At 70.4% G+C, this 18,454-nt stretch carries 15 protein-coding genes; 12 read left to right on the top strand and 3 right to left on the bottom strand.

The window, feature by feature from the left end; translation table 11 throughout:
* Nucleotides 1–30: 30 nt before the first annotated feature.
* Genes nuoE through nuoN form a run of 10 tightly spaced genes read left to right on the top strand, consistent with a single transcriptional unit; the run spans nt 31 to nt 13,038 of the window.
* Nucleotides 31–753: an NADH-quinone oxidoreductase subunit NuoE gene (gene nuoE, locus NON19_RS24880; RefSeq protein ID WP_255931342.1), complete on the top strand. Its 723-nt coding sequence runs from the start codon at nt 31–33 to the stop codon at nt 751–753.
* Nucleotides 750–2,102 (top strand): NADH-quinone oxidoreductase subunit NuoF, encoded by a 1,353-nt coding sequence (gene nuoF, locus NON19_RS24875; protein ID WP_255931295.1) that lies wholly within the window; start codon nt 750–752, stop codon nt 2,100–2,102. The genes nuoE and nuoF overlap by 4 nt, the downstream gene beginning before the upstream one ends.
* Complete coding sequence (locus NON19_RS24870; RefSeq protein ID WP_255931294.1) at nt 2,099–4,591, top strand: NADH-quinone oxidoreductase subunit G; 2,493 nt, start codon at nt 2,099–2,101, stop codon at nt 4,589–4,591. The genes nuoF and NON19_RS24870 overlap by 4 nt, the downstream gene beginning before the upstream one ends.
* Nucleotides 4,591–5,958 carry an NADH-quinone oxidoreductase subunit NuoH gene (nuoH, locus tag NON19_RS24865; RefSeq protein WP_255931341.1) on the top strand — a complete coding sequence of 456 codons (1,368 nt, stop codon included), beginning with the start codon at nt 4,591–4,593 and terminating at the stop codon, nt 5,956–5,958. Before NON19_RS24870 ends, nuoH begins: the two co-directional genes overlap by 1 nt.
* A complete protein-coding gene (gene nuoI, locus NON19_RS24860) occupies nt 5,951–6,616 on the top strand; it encodes an NADH-quinone oxidoreductase subunit NuoI (RefSeq protein WP_255931293.1) in 666 nt (221 codons plus the stop codon). The genes nuoH and nuoI overlap by 8 nt, the downstream gene beginning before the upstream one ends.
* Complete coding sequence (locus tag NON19_RS24855) at nt 6,613–7,506, top strand: NADH-quinone oxidoreductase subunit J (protein WP_255931292.1); 894 nt, start codon at nt 6,613–6,615, stop codon at nt 7,504–7,506. The genes nuoI and NON19_RS24855 overlap by 4 nt, the downstream gene beginning before the upstream one ends.
* Complete coding sequence (gene nuoK / locus NON19_RS24850) at nt 7,503–7,802, top strand: NADH-quinone oxidoreductase subunit NuoK (protein ID WP_255931291.1); 300 nt, start codon at nt 7,503–7,505, stop codon at nt 7,800–7,802. The genes NON19_RS24855 and nuoK overlap by 4 nt, the downstream gene beginning before the upstream one ends.
* Nucleotides 7,803–7,817: 15 nt before the next feature.
* Nucleotides 7,818–9,758 (top strand): NADH-quinone oxidoreductase subunit L, encoded by a 1,941-nt coding sequence (nuoL, locus tag NON19_RS24845; protein WP_255931290.1) that lies wholly within the window; start codon nt 7,818–7,820, stop codon nt 9,756–9,758.
* Nucleotides 9,759–9,763: 5 nt separating this feature from the next.
* A complete protein-coding gene (locus NON19_RS24840) occupies nt 9,764–11,389 on the top strand; it encodes an NADH-quinone oxidoreductase subunit M (protein ID WP_255931289.1) in 1,626 nt (541 codons plus the stop codon).
* Complete coding sequence (nuoN, locus tag NON19_RS24835; protein ID WP_255931288.1) at nt 11,386–13,038, top strand: NADH-quinone oxidoreductase subunit NuoN; 1,653 nt, start codon at nt 11,386–11,388, stop codon at nt 13,036–13,038. Before NON19_RS24840 ends, nuoN begins: the two co-directional genes overlap by 4 nt.
* A 198-nt stretch (nt 13,039–13,236) precedes the next feature.
* On the opposite strand, the gene NON19_RS24830 is transcribed toward nuoN, so the two are convergent.
* The 3 genes from NON19_RS24830 to NON19_RS24820 form a co-directional block, all read right to left on the bottom strand.
* Nucleotides 13,237–13,698, bottom strand: a complete 462-nt coding sequence (locus tag NON19_RS24830) for a hypothetical protein (RefSeq protein ID WP_255931287.1) — start codon at nt 13,696–13,698, stop codon at nt 13,237–13,239.
* Nucleotides 13,699–13,789: 91 nt separating this feature from the next.
* Entirely contained in the window at nt 13,790–15,535 is a 1,746-nt protein-coding gene (locus NON19_RS24825; RefSeq protein ID WP_255931286.1) for an ABC transporter ATP-binding protein, read from the bottom strand.
* 82 nt (nt 15,536–15,617) lie between these two features.
* Nucleotides 15,618–15,743: a hypothetical protein gene (locus tag NON19_RS24820; RefSeq protein ID WP_255931285.1), complete on the bottom strand. Its 126-nt coding sequence runs from the start codon at nt 15,741–15,743 to the stop codon at nt 15,618–15,620.
* Between the two features lie 258 nt (nt 15,744–16,001).
* On the opposite strand from NON19_RS24820, the gene NON19_RS24815 reads away from it, so the two are divergent.
* Both NON19_RS24815 and NON19_RS24810 read left to right on the top strand, forming a co-directional pair.
* On the top strand, nt 16,002–17,252 hold the full coding sequence (locus NON19_RS24815) for a carboxylate--amine ligase (protein ID WP_255931340.1): 1,251 nt from the start codon (nt 16,002–16,004) through the stop codon (nt 17,250–17,252).
* On the top strand, nt 17,249–18,451 hold the full coding sequence (locus NON19_RS24810; RefSeq protein ID WP_255931284.1) for an FAD-dependent oxidoreductase: 1,203 nt from the start codon (nt 17,249–17,251) through the stop codon (nt 18,449–18,451). Before NON19_RS24815 ends, NON19_RS24810 begins: the two co-directional genes overlap by 4 nt.
* The last annotated feature ends 3 nt before the right edge of the window (nt 18,452–18,454 follow it).

The raw sequence follows: 18,454 nt of genomic DNA, 5'->3' as shown, positions 1-18,454 counted from the left end.
GAACCCCCGGTATCGCTCGGCATCCCCGAGATGCCGCCACCCGACTATCCGGCCGAGGTGCGCGCCCGGCTGGAGGCGGACGCGCGGGAGGTGATCGCCCGCTACCCGGACGCCCGCTCCGCCCTGCTGCCGCTGCTGCACCTGGTACAGGCGCAGGAGGGGTACGTCAGCCGCTCCGGCATCCGCTTCTGCGCGGACATGCTGGAGCTGACCACCGCCGAGGTGACCGCGGTGTCCACCTTCTACACCATGTACCGGCGCAAGCCGTCCGGTGAGTACCAGGTCGGGGTGTGCACCAACACGCTGTGCGCGGTGATGGGCGGCGACGCCATCTTCGAGGAACTCCAGCGGCACCTCGGCATCGGCAACGACGAGACCACCGAGGACGGCAAGGTCACGCTGCAGCACATCGAGTGCAACGCGGCCTGCGACTACGCCCCGGTACTGATGGTCAACTGGGAGTTCTTCGACAACCAGACCCCCGACTCGGCCAAGCGCCTGGTGGACGACCTACGTGCCGGGCGGCCCGTCCAGCCGACCCGGGGCGCGCCGCTGTGCACCTTCCGGGAGACCGCGCGGATGCTCGCCGGTTTCCCGGACACCCGGCCCGGCGCGGTGGAGGCCACCGGCGGCGCCGGTCCGGCCACCCTGGTCGGGCTGCGGCTGGCCAAGGGCGAGACGGCGCCGGGGCGGATCGTCTCGCCACGTGAGGGCGGGACCTCGCCACGCGACGGCGGGGAGGGTGAGGAATGACCGTGGCAGCCGCCATCAACGAGACCAGCCCGGAGAAGGTGCTCTCCCCGGTGCTCTCCGCGTTCTGGGACGAGCCCGACTCCTGGACCCTGGAGGCCTATCACCGGCACGACGGCTACCAGGGCCTGCGCAAGGCGCTCGCCATGGCACCCGACGACCTGATCGCCCTCGTCAAGGACTCCGGCCTGCGCGGCCGCGGTGGCGCGGGCTTCCCCACCGGAATGAAGTGGCAGTTCATTCCGCAGGGCGACGGCAAACCGCACTACCTCGTGGTCAACGCCGACGAGTCGGAACCCGGCACCTGCAAGGACATCCCCCTGCTCTTCGCCAGTCCGCACGCCCTCATCGAGGGCATCGTCATCGCCTGCCACGCCATCCGCTCCAACCACGCCTTCGTCTACCTGCGCGGCGAGGTCGTCCCGGTACTGCGGCGGCTGCACCACGCGGTGGCCGAGGCGTACTCGGTTGGATACCTCGGCAGCGACATCCTCGGCTCCGGCTTCGACCTGGAGCTGACCGTGCACGCCGGTGCGGGCGCCTACATCTGCGGTGAGGAGACGGCGCTGCTGGACTCCCTCGAAGGGCGCCGCGGCCAGCCCCGGTTGCGTCCCCCCTTCCCAGCCGTCGCCGGTCTGTACGCCTGCCCCACTGTGGTGAACAACGTCGAATCCATCGCCTCGGTTCCCGCCATCGTCAACCGGGGCAAGGAATGGTTCCGGTCGATGGGCAGCGAGAAGTCCCCCGGCTTCACGCTGTACTCGCTCTCCGGCCATGTCGCCAACCCGGGCCAGTACGAAGGGCCGTTGGGCATCACACTGCGCCAACTCCTCGACATCTCCGGCGGGATGCGCCCCGGCCACCGGCTGAAGTTCTGGACGCCCGGCGGCTCCTCCACCCCGCTGCTCACCGACGAACACCTCGACGTACCGCTGGACTACGAGGGCGTGGGCGCCGCCGGGTCGATGCTCGGCACCAAGGCGCTGCAGTGCTTCGACGAGACCACCTGCGTGGTACGGGCGGTCACCCGGTGGACCGAGTTCTACGCCCACGAGTCCTGCGGCAAGTGCACACCGTGCCGCGAGGGGACGTACTGGATGGTGCAGTTGCTCCGGGACCTCGAAGCGGGCAAGGGCCGGATGGCGGACCTGGACAAGCTGCTGGACATCGCCGACAACGTCAACGGCAAGTCGTTCTGCGCCCTCGGTGACGGCGCCGCCAGCCCCATCTTCTCCTCGCTGAAGTACTTCCGCGACGAGTACGAGCGCCACATCACCGAGCAGGGCTGCCCCTTCGACCCGGCCCTGTCCACCGCGTGGGCCGACCTGCCGCACCTGGAGGTGAACGCGTGACACTCGCAACCGGCGCCTCCCTGGGAGGCGGCAACCAGGCCGCGGTGCCGCCGGAAGACCTGGTGACCGTCACCATCGACGGCATCGAACTGTCGGTGCCCAAGGGCACCCTGGTGATCCGCGCGGCCGAGATGGTCGGCATCGAGATCCCGCGGTTCTGCGACCATCCACTGCTCGACCCGGTCGGTGCCTGCCGCCAGTGCATCGTGGAGGTGGAGGGCCAGCGCAAGCCGATGGCGTCGTGCACCATCACCTGCACCGACGGCATGGTGGTCAGGACCCAACTCACCTCGCCGGTCGCCGAGAAGGCGCAGCGGGGGGTGATGGAACTGCTGCTGATCAACCACCCGTTGGACTGCCCGGTCTGCGACAAGGGCGGTGAGTGCCCGCTGCAGAACCAGGCGATGTCCACGGGCCAGGCCGACACCCGTTTCGAGGGCAAGAAGCGCACCTACGCCAAGCCGATCCCGATCTCCCCGCAGATCCTGCTGGACCGGGAGCGCTGTGTGCTGTGCGCGCGGTGCACCCGGTTCTCCCAGCAGATCGCCGGGGACCCGATGATCGAACTGCTGGAGCGCGGCGCGCTGGAGCAGGTGGGTATCGGCGAGGGCGAGCCGTTCGAGTCCTACTTCTCCGGCAACACCATCCAGATCTGCCCGGTGGGCGCGCTGACCTCGGTCGCCTACCGCTTCCGGTCCCGGCCGTTCGACCTGGTCTCCTCGCCGAGCGTGTGCGAGCACTGCGCGGGCGGCTGCGCCACCCGTACCGACCACCGGCGCGGAAAGACCATGCGGCGGCTGGCCGCCAACGACCCCGAGGTCAACGAGGAGTGGCTGTGCGACAAGGGCCGCTTCGCGTTCCGCTACGCGCAGCGCCCGGACCGGCTGACCCACCCGCTGATGCGGGAGAACGGCGAGCTGCGCCCGGCCAGTTGGCCCGAGGCGCTCCAGGCCGCCGCCACCGGACTGCTGGCGGCGCGCGGCCGGACCGGGGTGCTGACCGGCGGCCGGTTGACCGTCGAGGACGCCTACGCGTACGCGAAGTTCGCCCGGCTCGTGCTGGACACCAACGACGTGGACTTCCGGGCGAGGGTGCACAGCGCCGAGGAGGCCGACTTCCTGGCGGCACGGGTCGCCGGACGCGGCCGGGACCTGGACGGCGGGGGCGTCACGTACACCTCGCTTGAGCAGGCCCCCGCCGTACTGCTGGCCGGGCTTGAGGCCGAGGAGGAGGCGCCCGGCGTCTTCCTGCGGCTGCGCAAGGCGCACCGCAAGCACGGCCAACGCACCTTCGGGCTCGCGCCGTTCGCCACCCCGGGCCTGACCAAGGCGGGCGGAACGCTCCTGCTCGGCGCCTCGGGTACCGAGCCGGAGTGGCTGGACGCACTGGCCAGCGGGGTCGGCCTGGACGAGGACGGCGCGGCGGCGTCCGAGGCGCTGCGGCAGGACGGTGCGGTGATCCTGGTCGGCGAGCGGCTGGCCGGGGTGCCGGGCGCGCTGACCGCGGCCGCCCGACTGGCCACCGCGACCGGTGCCCGGCTGGCCTGGATCCCGCGCCGGGCCGGTGAGCGCGGCGCGCTGGAGGCCGGTGCGCTGCCGGGGCTGCTGCCCGGCGGGCGGCCACTGACCGATCCACGGGCCAGGGCGGAGGTCGCGCAGCTGTGGGGCGTCGCCGAACTGCCGCACCGCTTCGGCCGGGACGCGGACCAGATCGTGGCCGCGGCGGCGAGCGGTGAGCTGTCCGCGTTGCTGGTCGCCGGGGTCGAGGTGGTGGACCTGCCGGATCCGGCCCGGGCCAGGGAGGCGCTGGACCAGGTCGGGTTCCTGGTCAGCCTGGAGCAGCGGCCGAGCGAGGTGACCCGGCGGGCCGATGTGGTCTTCCCCGTTGCTGCGGTGGAGGAGAAGGCCGGGACGTATCTCAACTGGGAGGGCCGGATCCGCCCGTTCGAGGCCGCCATCAAACCGGACCAGGCGACCAGCCGGTACCGGCTCTCCGACGTACGGGTGCTGCACATGATCGCGGACGCGATGTCCGGTACCGCGGGCCTGGGCCTGCCCGATGTGCAGGCCGCGCGGCGCGAACTGCGTCAACTCGCCACCTGGGACGGCCCGCACCCCGCCGACCCGCGGGAGTCGTCACGTCCGCTGCCCAAGCCGGGCGCGGGCGAGGCGGTGCTGGCCGGGCACCGGCTGCTGCTGGACCTGGGCCGGTTGCAGGAGGGCGACGAGGCGCTGGCCGCCACCCGGCACGAGGCGGTCGCCCGGCTGTCCGCGGCCACCGCGCAGGAGGTCGGGGTCAAGGACGGCGCCGAACTGACGGTGACCGGACCGGCGGGCAGCGTGACGTTGCCGCTGCGGGTCACCGCGATGCCCGACCGGGTGGTGTGGCTGCCGCTCGACTCCACCGGCTCCGGGGTGTACGACGAACTCGGTGTGCTGCCCGGCCGGTTGGTCACGATCGGCCCGGCCGTGCGGGAGGTGGCCAAGTGATCGCTCCAGCGGTGCAGGCTCTCGCGGCGGAGAACCTGGGTGTCTTCGGCCGCGACCCGTGGTGGCTGATCGTCCTCAAGGCGGTCTTCTGCTTCGCCTTCGCGATGCTGACCGTGCTGTTCTCCATCGTCTGGGAGCGCAAGGTCGTCGCCTGGATGCAGTTGCGCATCGGCCCCAACCGGCACGGCCCGTGGGGGATGCTGCAGTCCCTCGCCGACGGTGTGAAGCTGATGCTCAAGGAGGACGTCGTCGTCAAGGGCGCCGACAAGGTGGTCTACGTCCTGGCGCCCGTCATCGCGACCATCCCCGCCTTCATGGCCTTCGCGGTCATCCCGTTCGGCCCCGCGGACAACGAGGTCTCGATCTTCGGCACCCGCACCCCCATGCAGCTCACCGACCTGCCGGTGGGTGTGCTGTACATCCTCGCCGTGGCGTCGGTGGGCATCTACGGCGTGGTGCTGGCGGGTTGGTCGTCGGGGTCGACGTATCCACTGCTCGGCGGACTGCGTTCGACGGCGCAGATGATCTCCTACGAGATCGCCATGGGCATCTCGTTCGCCGCGGTGTTCCTCTACTCGCACTCGATGTCGACCTCGCAGATCGTCGCCGGTCAACACGACAAGTGGTACGTGGTACTGCTGCCGGTCTCGTTCCTCGTCTACATCGTGTCGATGGTCGGTGAGACCAACCGGGCGCCGTTCGACCTTCCCGAGGCCGAGGGCGAGCTGGTCGGCGGGTTCAACACCGAGTATTCGTCCATCAAGTTCGCGCTGTTCATGCTGGCCGAGTACGTCAACATGGTCACCGTCTCGGCCATCGCGACCACGCTCTTCCTCGGCGGCTGGCGGGCGCCGTGGCCGATCAGCACCTTCTGGGCGGGCGCGAACCACGGCTGGTGGCCGCTGGTGTGGGTCACCATCAAGATCCAGCTGCTGCTGTTCTTCTTCATCTGGCTGCGCGGCACGCTGCCGCGGATGCGCTACGACCAGTTCATGAAGCTGGGCTGGAAGGTGCTGATCCCGGTCTCGCTGGTCTGGCTGATGCTGGTCGCCACGGTGCGCGCGCTGCGCAACGAGAACTACGACTACCAGCGGATCGTGCTGTACGTGGGCGGCTCGATCCTGGCGCTGCTGCTGCTCACGCTGGTCGCCGACGTGCTGCGCGACCGCGGCCGCAAGGCCCCCGCGGAACCGGGCGCCCCCGGGGACCGGTTCGATCCGATGGCGGGCGGCTTCCCCGTACCGCCGCGGCCCGGACAGACCCTGCCGCCGGTACCGCGCCGAAGGCCGCGCGGCGAACGGCAGTTGGTGAGCGCCACGGACACCGCCGAGACGCCGGACAAGGAGCAGGAGGGCAACGATGCCTGATCGCGAACCCCAGGACGAGGAGTCCCGCCCCCGCTGGCTCAATCCCGTGGCCGGGTTCGGCGTGACCTTCAAGGCCATGTTCAAAAAGCGGCTGACCGAGCAGTACCCCGAGTACAAGAAGCCGGTCGCGCCCCGCTTCCACGGCCGCCACCAGCTCAACCGGCATCCGGACGGGCTGGAGAAGTGCATCGGCTGCGAGCTGTGCGCCTGGGCCTGCCCGGCCGACGCCATCTATGTCGAGGGCGCGGACAACACCGACGAGGAGCGCTACTCGCCCGGTGAGCGCTACGGCCGCGTCTACCAGATCAACTACGCCCGCTGCATCCTGTGCGGCCTGTGCATCGAGGCCTGCCCCACCCGGGCGCTGACCATGACCAATGAGTACGAACTCGCCGACCGCACCCGGGAGTCGCTCATCTACACCAAGGAGGAGCTGCTCGCGGGACTTGAGGACGGAATGGTGGACACCCCGCACGCCATCTACCCCGGGATGACCGAGCAGGACTACTACCGGGGCAAGGTCACCGAGGCCGCGCCGGGGACGGTCCCGCAGGCCGCCGCCTCCAAGGGCGAGAAGCGGGCCGACGAGGTGGCGGCCGACGAGGCACGCAGCGCCGGACCGGAGTCCACGGCGCACCCGAGGGGGGCGACCCGATGACGACATCCACCGGCGAAGCCGTCGAGTTCTGGCTGCTCGCGACCGTCGCGGTGCTCGGCGCGCTTGGCACCGTGGCGATGAGGAAGGCCGTGCACAGCGCGCTGTCGCTGGCGGGCACCATGATCGTACTGGCCGTCTTCTACCTGGCGAACGGCGCGTACTTCCTGGGCGTCGTGCAGATCGTGGTCTACACCGGCGCGATCATGATGTTGTTCCTGTTCGTCGTGATGGTGGTTGGCATCACCGCCGCGGACTCCCTCCGGGAGACCATCAGGGGGCAGCGCTGGCTGGCCGCGCTGGTCGGCCTCGGCTTCGGTGTCCTGCTGATCGCCGGACTGGGCAACGCCTCGGTGCACGCCTTCACCGGCCTCGGCCAGGCCAACTCCGGTGGCAACGTGGAGGGGTTGGCAAAGCTGATCTTCACCACGTACGTGTGGGCCTTCGAGATCACCGGCGCCCTGCTGATCACCGCGGCCGTCGGCGCGATGGTGCTCACGCACCGGGAGCGCACCGAACGGGCCGCCACCCAGCGCGAGTTGGCCGAGCGGCGGGTGCGGGAGGGCGCCCAGGTGCCACCGCTGCCCGCGCCCGGTGTATACGCCCGGCACAACGCGGTGGACATCCCCGGACTGCTGCCCGATGGCACCCCCGCCGAGTTGTCCGTCAACAAGACCCTGCGCTCACGCGGCCAGATCCGCGACGTGAGCGGCGAGGCGCTGGAGGATCTGAAGGCGCTGGAACAGCGCGCGGAGGACCATGCGGAGGGCAAAGGCACTGAGGGGGCCGCCAATTCTGGCGCAGGGTCTGGGGGGCGCGGCGCCCCCAGCGGGGGCACGGGGGCGGAGCCCCCGAACAACTCGGCCACCCCGGCGAACGGAGCCGCCCGGTGAATCCCATCAACTACCTCTATCTGTCCGCCCTGTTGTTCACCATCGGCGGCGCCGGAGTCCTGTTCCGCCGCAACGCCATCATCGTCTTCATGTGCGTCGAGTTGATGCTCAACGCCTGCAACCTGGCCTTCGTCACCTTCGCCCGGCTGCACGGCAACCTCGACGGCCAGATCTTCGCGTTCTTCACGATGGTCGTCGCGGCCGCCGAGGTGGTGGTCGGCCTGGCGATCATCGTGACGTTCTTCCGCTCCCGCCACTCGGCCTCGGTCGACGACGCCAGCCTGATGAAGCTGTAGACAGGAGCAGTTGACGTGGATCACCTCATCGGAGCCCTCGTCGGGGCTCCACTTCTCGGCGCGGGAGTCCTGCTCGCCGGAGGGCGTCGGCTCGACCGGGCAGGCCACTGGATCGGCTGCCTGCTGGCCGCGGTCTCCTTCGCGCTCGGCGCGGCGCTGTTCGCCGACATGCTGGGCAAGCCCACCGGCCAGCGCACCCTCACCTCCCACCTGTTCAGCTGGGTGCCGGTCGGCGGCTTCCGGGCGGACGTCGCCTTCCAACTCGACCAGCTCTCCATGACGTTCGTGCTGCTGATCACCGGTGTGGGCACGCTGATCCACATCTACTCGGTCGGCTACATGGCGCACGACGAGAACCGCCGCCGCTTCTTCGGCTACCTCAACCTGTTCCTGGCGGCGATGCTGCTGCTGGTGCTCGCCAACAACTACCTGCTGCTGTACGCGGGTTGGGAGGGCGTCGGCCTCGCCTCGTACCTGCTGATCGGCTTCTGGCAGCACAAGCCGAGCGCGGCGACCGCGGCGAAGAAGGCGTTCATCGTCAACCGGGTCGGCGACATGGGGCTGTCGATCGCGATCATGGTGCTGTTCACCACGTTCGGCACCTTCTCCTTCGCCCCGGTGTTCGCCCACGCCACCAGCGCCAGCCAGGCCAAGCTGACCGTGGTCGGGCTTCTGCTGCTGCTCGGCGCGTGCGGCAAGTCGGCCCAGGTGCCGCTGCAGTCCTGGCTCGGGGACGCGATGGAGGGTCCGACCCCGGTCTCCGCGCTGATCCACGCGGCGACCATGGTGACCGCGGGCGTGTATCTGGTGACCCGCTCCGGGGTCATCTTCAACGCGGCGCCCACCGCGCAGCTCGCGGTCTGTGTGGTCGGCGCGGTCACGCTGATGTTCGGTGCGATCGTCGGTTGCGCCAAGGACGACATCAAGAAGGCCCTGGCCGGATCGACCATGTCGCAGATCGGCTACATGATGCTGGCCGCCGGGCTCGGTCCGATCGGCTACGTCTTCGCCATCATGCACCTGGTCACCCACGGTTTCTTCAAGGCGGGCCTGTTCCTCGGCGCCGGTTCCGTGATGCACGGGATGAACGACGAGGTCGACATGCGCAAGTACGGCGGGCTGCGCGGCTACATGCCGATCACCTACGTCACCTTCGGCCTCGGCTACCTGGCGATCATCGGCTTCCCGGGGCTTTCCGGGTTCTGGTCCAAGGACAAGATCATCGAGGCGGCGTTCGCCAAGGGCGGTACCGAGGGCTGGATCCTCGGCGGGGTCGCGCTGCTGGGCGCGGGCATCACCGCGTACTACATGACCCGGGTCATGGTGATGACGTTCTTCGGCGAGCGGCGCTGGCAGCCCGCCCCGGAGCCGGACACGGCGCCGAGCGTCGAACCCGGAATCGAGGTGCACCCGGGAGATCTGCCGCATCCGCACGAGTCCCCGAAGGTCATGACCATCCCCATGATCGTGCTGGCCGTCGGATCGGTGTTCGCCGGTGGGCTGTTCAGCATCAACTCGGCGTTCGTGAAGTGGCTCCAGCCGGTCACCGGGCACAGCGAGGGCCACTCGCCGGTGACCACCGGGGAGGTCACCGCGGCCACCCTGGTCGTGCTGGCCGTCGGTGTGGCGCTGGCCTGGGCGCAGTACGGACGGGCGCCGGTGCCGGTCACCGCGCCGCGCGGTTCGCTGCTCACCCGGGCGGCGCGGCGCGATCTGCTCCAGGACGACTTCAACCACGTCGTCCTGGTACGCGGTGGTGAACACCTCACCCGCAGCCTGGTCTACCTCGACCACTCGCTGGTGGACGGCGCGGTCAACGGCACCGCCGCCTCGGTGGGGGGACTGTCCGCCCGGCTGCGCCAGGTACAGAACGGCTACGTCCGGTCGTACGCGGTCTCGATGCTCGGCGGTACGGCGGTGCTGGTCGCCGCGACCCTGCTGATGAGGGCGGTCTGATACCCATGGCGTTTCCCCTGCTCACCGTTACCGCCGCGGTCCCCGCGGTCGGCGCGATCGCCACCGCCGCGGTACCGGCCGGGCGGCGCACCGCCGCCAAGTGGCTGGCGCTCGGCTTCTCATTGGCCACCTTGGTGTTCGCGGGCCTGGACGCGGCCCGGTTCACCCCGGGCGGCGCCCGGTACCAGCTCACCGAGTCGCACGCCTGGATCGCGGACTTCGGGGTCCGCTACCAACTCGGCGTGGACGGCATCGCGGTGGTGCTGGTGCTGCTGGCGGCGGTACTGGTGCCGTTCGTGATGCTGGCGGGCTGGCATGACGCCGACGTACTCGACGGGCACGCCCCGAGCCGCAACTGGCGTCCCACCCAAGGGTTCTTCGCGCTGATCCTGCTGGTCGAGGCGATGGTGGTGATCTCGTTCGAGGCCACCGACGTCTTCCTCTTCTACATCTTCTTCGAAGCGATGCTGGTCCCGATGTACTTCCTCATCGGCGGCTTCGGAGACCGCGCGGGCCCCAAGGGCGAGGGAGAACAGGCCAAACAGCGCTCCTACGCCGCGGTCAAGTTCCTGCTCTACAACCTGGCCGGCGGGCTGATCATGCTGGCCGCGGTGATCGGACTGTACGCGGTCACCGCGCACCAACTCGGCGGCCACGGCACGTTCTCGCTGCCACAGATCCTCCAGGCGCGGGCCAGCGGCCAGTTGCGGCTGTCCAGCACCGCCGAGCGGTGGATCTTCCTCGGCTTCTTCTTCGCCTTCGCCGTCAAGGCGCCGCTGTGGCCGCTGCACACCTGGCTGCCCAACGCGATGGGCGAAGCCACCGCGCCGGTCGCGGTGTTGCTGACCGCGGTGGTGGACAAGGTCGGCACGTTCGCGATGCTGCGGTACTGCCTCCAGTTGTTCCCGGAGGCGTCGAAGTGGGCGGCACCGGTGATCCTGGTGCTGTCCGTGATCGGGATCATCTACGGCGCGTTGCTGGCCGTGGGCCAGCGGGACATCAAGCGGCTGATCGCCTACGCGTCCATCTCGCACTTCGGCTTCATCATCCTGGGCATCTTCGCGATGACCTCCCAGGGCCAGGGCGGCGCCGCCCTCTACATGGTCAACCACGGTGTCTCCACCGCGGCGTGGCTGCTGGTCGCGGGTTTCCTGATCACCCGGCGCGGTTCGCGGCTGATCGCCGACTTCGGCGGGGTGCAGAAGGTCGCTCCGCTGCTGGCGGGCACGTTCCTGGTGGGCGGCCTTGCCACCCTCTCGCTGCCCGGACTCGCGCCGTTCGTCAGCGAGTTCCTGGTGCTGGTGGGCACGTTCAGCCGCTATCCGGCGGCCGGGGTGATCGCCACCTTGGCCATCGTGCTGGCGGCGTTGTACGTGCTGGTGCTCTACCAGCGCACCATGACCGGCCCGGTGAAGGCGGGCAACGAGGGCATCAGGGACCTCAGGGCGCGTGAACTGGTCGTGGTGGCACCGCTGATCGCCTTGCTGATCTTCCTCGGGGTCTATCCGAAGCCGGTCACCGACATGATCAACCCGGCGGTCAAGGACACCCTCTCCGACGTCCACCGGACCGATCCCGCGCCGCAGACCAACGCGTCGCTCACCGCCGCAGCGAAGGAGTCCGCGAAGTGACCGGCATCATCCACAGCCTGTGGACAACGGCGGCCGACCCCGCGCTGCCGCTGGACCGGATCCCGACCCCGAAGATCGAGTACGCCCAGCTCTCCCCCGTGCTGATCGTCTTCGGCGCGGCGGTGCTCGGCGTCCTCGTCGAGGCCCTGCTGCCCCGGCGCGGCCGCTATGTCGCGCAATTGGGCGTCTCGGTGGTCGGGCTCGCCGCCGCCTTCGCGGCGATCGTCGCCCTCGCGGCCGACGGCTACGCCAGCACCAAGTCGCACATCGCGGCGATGGGCGCGGTCGCTGTGGACGGTCCGGCGCTGTTCCTCCAGGGCACCATCGTGCTGGTGGCGCTGGTCGCCGCGTTCACCTTCGCGGAGCGGCGGCTGGACCCGCTGGTGCACGGCCGCCGCGTCGACTCGTTCGCCGCGCAGGGCGCCGCGGTGCCCGGCAGCGAGCAGGAGCAGCGCGCGGTACGGGCCGGGTTCACTACCACCGAGGTCTTCCCGCTGCTGCTGTTCGCGGTCGCGGGCATGATGATCTTCCCCGCCGCCAACGACCTGTTGACGCTGTTCGTCTCCCTTGAGGTCTTCTCGCTACCGCTGTACCTGCTGTGCGCGCTGGCCCGGCGGCACCGCCTGCTCTCCCAGGAGTCGGCGGTCAAGTACTTCTTGCTGGGCGCGTTCTCCTCGGCCATCCTGCTGTTCGGCATCGCGCTGCTGTACGGGTACGCGGGGACCATCTCGTACGGCGGTATCGCCGATGTGGTCAGCGGTACGGCCAGGATGACCCCGGCGCTCGCCAACACCACCGCCAACGACGCCCTGTTGCTGATCGGTGGTTCGATGGTGGTGGTGGGCCTGCTGTTCAAGGTCGCGGCGGTGCCGTTCCACATGTGGACGCCGGACGTCTACCAGGGCGCGCCGACTCCGGTGACCGGTTTCATGGCCGCGGCCACCAAGGTGGCCGCGTTCGGCGCGCTGCTGCGGCTGCTGTACGTGGTGCTGCCGGGCCTGCGGTGGGACTGGCGCCCGGTGATGTGGGGGGTGGCCATCGCGACGATGGTCATCGGTGCCGTGGTGGCGGTGACCCAGACGGACGTCAAGCGGCTGTTGGCGTACTCGTCGATCGCCCACGCGGGCTTCATCCTGGCGGGCGTGATCGCGGTCTCGCCGGACGGCGTCTCCTCGGTCCTGTTCTACCTGGCCGCGTACTCGTTCGTGACGCTGGGCGCGTTCGCGGTGGTGACGCTGGTACGGGACGCGGGCGGCGAGGCGACGCACCTGTCGCGCTGGGCGGGCCTGGGGCGCCGTTCGCCTTTGGTGGCCGCGGTCTTCGCGGTCTTCCTGCTGGCCTTCGCGGGCATCCCGCTGACGTCCGGCTTCGCGGGGAAGTTCGCGGTCTTCAAGGCCGCCGCCCAGGCGGGCGCGGTACCGCTGGTGATCGTCGGTGTGATCTCGTCGGCGGTCGCGGCGTTCTTCTACATCAGGGTCATCGTGTTGATGTTCTTCAGCGAACCCCAACCCGGCGGCCCATCGGTGGCGGTCCCAAGCCCCTTGACGGTAACGGCCATCACGGCGGGCGCCGTGATGACGCTGGTGCTGGGCGTGGCCCCGCAGTACTTCCTCGACCTGGCGGGGAAGGCGAGCGTGTTCGTGCGGTAGGGGTGCGCGGCCAGCGATCGGCGATGGCCCCCGCGTCGTGGCGGGGGCTTGCCGCAACAGCTTGCTATGCCCTGATGGCTCTCTGTGCGCCCAGTCGCGGGCAGCGCATGGTGGTGGACCCGTTCGGTGGTTCCGAACGGGTCACGGAGCTCGTGTGCGCTGATGAGGCGGCCTGTGGTGCTCGTCGGCACCGAAGGCTTACTGCTTGAGCTTGTCGATCGGCGGAAGGATCGGCTTGGCCGCCGTGCGGTTGAACTTGTCCGTGGTGGAGCCCCAGTTGACGGAAAGGGACTTGCCGTCCGGGGCGGGTGTCACGACGCCGTCCGTGTGGGTCGTGCTGTGGTCCGCGCACTTCAGGTGCAGGAGGGTCTGGCCTCCGGCCACCACCGTGGCGCCCGCGCACACCGTCTTGCCCGCGAGGGCCGCCTTGTCGCCGACGATGGTCAGGGACTTCACGCCGTCCGCGTTGTCACCGGCCCACGTTCCGTCGAGCTTGACCGCCGGGGCGCTGGCCGACGGTGCGGCCTGCGACGCGGGCGCCGACGCCGACGCCGAAGGCGTGGCGTTCGACTGCTTGTTGTCGTTCTTGCTGCTGCTGCATCCACTCACCAGCACGGCGGCCACCATCGCCGCCCCCGTGATCCGTGCCGCGTTGCGCACGTCCCTCTCCTCCGTTTGTCGATCAGGACCGACAAGTTAGCAGCGCGCTGGGGTGTGTTGGCCTCGGGGGACAACCATCTGGCCCTGGCCGTCAACAAGCTTCGGCGCCAGTCCTGAGTTCGGCCCCGCCCAGGGTGAGCACCGCGTCGGCCAGCGCGGCCAGTTGGGGGTCGTGCGTGATCAACACCGTTGTGCGGCCTGCCATCAGGCGGCGCAACGGTGCGATGACGCGCAGGGCCGCGGCGCGGTCCAGGCCCGCGGTGGGTTCGTCCAGTACCAGCACGGGTGTCGCGCGCAGGAAGGCGCGGGCGATGGTGATGCGGCGGTTCTGGCCGCCGGACAGTTGTAGGCCGTGCTCGCCCAGTACGGACTCGTAGCCGTCCGGTAGCGCGGTGATGAAGCCGTGCGCGTCGGCGTCCCTGGCGGCCTGGACGATCTCGGCGTCGGTGGCGTCCGGGCGGCCGTAGGCGATGTTGTCGCGGATGGACGCCGAGAACAGCTGCGAGGCCTGCGGCAGCAGCGTCACCGCCTGCCGTACGGACGCCAGCGTGGTCTCCCGTAGGTCGACGCCGTCCAGGCGCACCGCCCCCGCGTCCGGGTCCATGAACCGCACCAACAGCTTGGCCAGTGTGGACTTCCCGGCCCCGCTCGGCCCCGTCACGGCGAGCACCTCACCGGGCGCCACCCGGAACGTCACGTCCCGCAGCACCGGCGCGCCGTCTCCCGTGGCGTACGACGCCCGCACCCCCGTACAGCTGAGCTCGCCCCGTACCGTGCGCAACGGCACCGCGCCCGGGCGGTCGAGCACGGGGGAGCGCAGCCGGGCCAGGTCGATGACGCGCTCCGCGCCGGCGCTGGCCGCACCGAACACCGTTGCCAGGCCGGAGAGTCGCTGGATGGGGCCGAACAACTGGGCGAGGAAGGCGGCGAACGCGAGCAGTCCGCCGACGGTGAGCGCGCCCCGGCTGAGTTCGAAGGCGCCGAGCCCGACCACGACGAGGCCGCCGAGGACCTCCAGCACGTCGAGCAGCGCCGGATACGCGGCGGCCACCCGCGCGGTGGCCAGTTCGGCGCGGAGCAGTGCCTCGCCCTCCCGGCGGATCCGGCCGACCTCGCGCCGCTGCTGGTTGTAGGCGTGTGTCACGGGCGCGTTGGCCAGGCTCTCCTCGACGACCGCGGTGACCCGTCCGTCGCGCCGCCGTGCCTCCCGCGACAGCCGCTGCACCCGGCCGCCGAAGTGCCGCGCGGCGAACCAGAACACCGGGCTGACCACGAACACCGCGAGCGCCAGCCGCCAGCTCAGGACGAGCGCCGCACTGGCGAAGAACACCAGGCTGATCAGCGCCGAGGCGACGTCGATCACCCCGGAGGCGACGAAGGACTCGATGCGTTCGATGTCGGAGGTCAGCCGGGCCAGCACGTCGCCGTGCCAGCGGGTGCGCAGCGTGTCGGGCGGCAGGGTGTGCAGATGGGCCACGCACGCGGTGCGCAGCCGCAGGATGAAACGCTCCGCGACCCGGGTCGCGGTGTAGTCGCCGAGGAAGGTCAGCAGCCCGGTGGCCGTGCCGACGGCCGCCATCCATCCGGCCAGCGGCCAGAACGCGGCGAGGTGCCTGGGCACCAGCACCTGGTCGATCAGGTCCTTGAACAGCCAGACGGTGACCACCTCACCGCCCGCCCCGGCGGCCAGCAGCAGTGTGGCGGCCAGCAGCCAGCGGCGGTCCGGCCGCACCCAGGGCCAGAAGCGGCGGAAGACCTCGCGCGGTGCGACGGCGGGCGCCAGCGCCACCAGCGGGTCGTCCGCGCTGGTGGCGGCTGGATTCCGTGTGGTGTGCAACCCGGTCGCCTCCGGTCATGGACCGCGTGGGGGTGGCTGCGCGCCGCCACCCCCACGGTGAGGAACCCCTTGGCCATGCCGGTCAGTACCACCAGTAGCCGCCTCGACGGCGCCGACCGTGGTCATGACCGTGGCCATGACGGTGGTCGAAGTGCCTGCGATCGTCGCCGCAACCGTGCCGCCGTCCGAACCATCCGAAGATGTTCATGGCGACCCTCCTTCCTGCGCTCGGTGGGTCAGTGCCGCGTCCCGCGGACATCTCCGAGGGTGTACTTGGAGATACGAAAGCCGGTCAAATCATGTTCAATCCGGCATGCTGGAACTTGGCGGAATGATCTCTAAAGCCATCGCAATATCCCGAAACCGGTTGCCGCGAGGGTGAATTCGCCAGTAGCGTCCTGACGGGCCGCCACGGTGGGGGAGCACGCCCTTACTCTGCGTGGCCAGGGGGGGGTAAGTGGCGAGCATGCCGTTGTTCGCGTTGGATAGGTCGGTTCCCGGCCTCATCGTAAAAATCGGCAACTATCCACTGCACCACGGGGGCGTCGGCGCCATCCGGAGTCTCGGCAGACTCGGCGTACCCATGTACGCCATCACCGAGGACCGGTTCACCCCGGCCGCGTCCTCGCGCTATCTGACCAAGGCGTTCGTCTGGCCGACCACCGGCCTTGAATGCTCCGACCGGCTGGTCGAGGGGCTACGGGAGATCGGGCGGCGGATCGGCAGACCCACCATGCTGCTGCCGACCGACGAGGAGGCGGCGGTACTGATCGCCGAGCACGCCGACGCGCTGGGCGAGCAGTTCCTCTTTCCGCGCACCGACCCGCGGTTGCCTCGTCGGCTCGCCAGCAAGCAGGGGCTCTACGAGCTCTGCGTGACGCACGGGGTGCCCGCGCCGAAGTCGGCTTTCCCCAACTCCCGCGCCGACATCGAGGAGTTCGCCGCCACCGCGCGGTTCCCCGTGGTGGCCAAGAACCGGGAGGCCTTCGAGCGCCGCCGCACGCCCGCGGTGTCCGGCACCACCCGGATCACGGGTCCCGGTGAACTGCTGGCGCTGGCCCGCGGTTGGGGTGAACGGCCCGGGGTCGTCCTCCAGGAGTACCTGCCGCGCGAGCAGGCCGAGGACTGGATCGTGCACGCCTACGTGGACGCGGACCACTCCGCGCGCACCCTGTTCACCGGCGTCAAGGTGCGCTCCTGGCCGCCGCACGCGGGCATGACGGCGTGCGCGTACGTGGTGCCCAATCCCGAACTGGCCACCCTGGCCGGTGAGTTCATCAAGCACATCGGCTTCTCCGGCATCGTCGACCTGGACTGGCGGTACGACCGCCGGGACGGGCGGTACAAGCTGCTGGACTTCAATCCCCGGATGGGCGCGCAGTTCCGGCTGTTCGAGGACACCGCCGGGATCGACGTGGTCCGGGCCCAGCACCTGGACCTGACCGGACAGCGGATACCGGAGGGCGAGCAGCTCAACGGGCGGCGGTTCACGGTCGAGAACATCGACCTGCCCGCGATGCTCGCCTACCGCCGCAGCGGCTACACCACACCGCACGCACCACGGCGGGCACGCGGCACGGAACTGGCCTGGCTGGCACCCGACGACATCAAGCCCTTCTTCACCATGCTCGCCCGCTTCGTGCGACCGGGCGTGAAGCACCTGTTCCAGCTGTGGCAGGGCCATAGAACAAACGTTTCCGGGAGGGATCGGATATGAAGCCTGTGGTGGTGATCGGTGCCGGGCCGTACGGCCTGTCAGCCGCCGCGCACCTGAAGGGGCGCGGCGTCACGGTGCGGGTCTTCGGTACCCCGCTGTCCAGCTGGACGGACACCATGCCGGCCCGCATGGTGCTCAAATCGACCCCGAGCGCGTCGAGCATCTCGGCGCCGCACCCCGGACACACCATCCAGGACTTCTGCGACGCGGTGGGCGAGCCGCGCCTGGTCACCGACCGGGACCTGGTCACCCTGGACTTCTTCGTACGGTACGGGCGGTGGTTCCAGGAGCGGCTGGTGCCCGAGGTGGAGCGGGTGCAGGTGGTCTCGGTGGACCGCGGCGCCGGGGACTTCCGGCTGAAGCTGGACTCCGGCGAGGAGCTGGCGGCCCGGGCGGTGGTGGTGGCCAGCGGACTGAGCGGGTTCGCGTACGTGCCGTCGCTGCTGCGCCAGGCGACGCCGGACGGACCGTCCGCCACCGGCCCGGTCTCGCACAGCTCGCAGCACACCGACTTCGCGCGGTTCGCCGACCGCGAGGTGGTGGTCGTCGGCGCCGGGCAGTCCGCGCTGGAGAGCGCGGCGCTGCTGCACGAGGCGGGGGCGTCGGTACGGGTAGTGGCGCGGCGCGCCCACGCGGTGGGGTTCGGCGCGCCGCCGCGGGACGGCCTGCAGTGGAAGCCGGACTCGCCGGTCGGCCGGGCCTGGTCGCTGTACGCGTTCAGCAATGTGCCAGGACCCGCGGCGTTCCGGTACCTGCCGGAGCAGAGCAGGCTGTGGCTGGTGCGGAAGGTGTTGGGGCCACGTGGCGCGTGGTGGCTGAAGGAACGGTTCGCAGGGCGGGTGCCGGTGCTGCAGGGCAGGGCGCTCACCGGGGTGCGGGTGGACGACGCTGGGCGCGTCGTCCTGTCGACCAGCGGCCCGAGCGGGCGCGCCGGTCAGCTCGCCGCGGACCATGTGCTGGCGGCCACCGGGTACCGCGTCGACCTCGGCGCGCTCGGCTTCCTCAGCCCCGAGCTACGCGCCCGGCTGACCCGTTCCGGCGGCTCCCCCTGGCTGGACCGCGGCTTCCAGTCCTCCGTCCCCGGCCTGTACTTCACCGGCCTGCCGTCGGCGGCCACCTTCGGCCCCCTGATGCGTTTCGTGTGCGGCACGTCCTTCGCCTCCCCACGAGTCGCCGAGGCGGTACGGGGGGTGGGGTAGCCG

Origin of the sequence: Streptantibioticus rubrisoli, from assembly GCF_024436055.1 — a bacterium.
GTDB classification, from domain to species: domain Bacteria; phylum Actinomycetota; class Actinomycetes; order Streptomycetales; family Streptomycetaceae; genus Streptantibioticus_A; species Streptantibioticus_A rubrisoli.
Note: the sequence above shows the minus strand (reverse complement) of the source record. Positions and strands in the feature narration are given on the sequence as shown.